Origin of the sequence: Lewinella sp. W8 (assembly GCF_004375085.3) — a bacterium.
Classification (GTDB): domain Bacteria; phylum Bacteroidota; class Bacteroidia; order Chitinophagales; family Saprospiraceae; genus Neolewinella.
This window is the reverse complement of the sequence record NZ_SNAQ03000062.1, coordinates 143-649: the sequence shown is the minus strand read 5'-3', so window position 1 is coordinate 649 and position 507 is coordinate 143. Positions and strand designations below refer to the sequence as shown.

1 protein-coding gene is annotated in these 507 nt (G+C 61.5%); it reads left to right on the top strand.

Annotation, left to right across the window (positions count from 1 at the left end):
• A partial coding sequence (locus E1J53_RS24760) for a SprB repeat-containing protein (RefSeq protein ID WP_173021626.1) occupies positions 1 to 507 on the top strand: 507 nt, incomplete at both ends.

Here is a 507-nt window from a genome sequence, read left to right as displayed (position 1 = left end):
CGACGGACGTCATCTGTAACGATGATGCCGGTACGAGTGACGACGGTACGATCACGCTGACGGTAGTTGGCGGCACGGCCGGCTACACTTACGCCTGGAGCAACGGTGCTACGACGCAGAACCTGAGCGGTCTTGCTGCGGGCACCTACACGGTAGTGGTTACGGACGCCAATGGCTGTACGACTACGGAAAGCTTCACGATCGACCAGCCGGAGCCCCTGGTGGCTACGGGTGTGACGACGGACGTTACCTGTAACGACGACGCCGGTACGAGCGACGACGGAACGATCACGCTGACGGTAGTTGGCGGCACGGCCGGTTACACCTACGCCTGGAGCAACGGTGCTACGACGCAGAACCTGAGCGGTCTTGCTGCGGGTACCTACACGGTAGTGGTTACGGACGCCAATGGCTGTACGACTACGGAAAGCTTCACGATCGACCAGCCGGAGCCCCTGGTGGCTACGGGTGTGACGACGGACGTTACCTGTAACGACGACGCCGGTA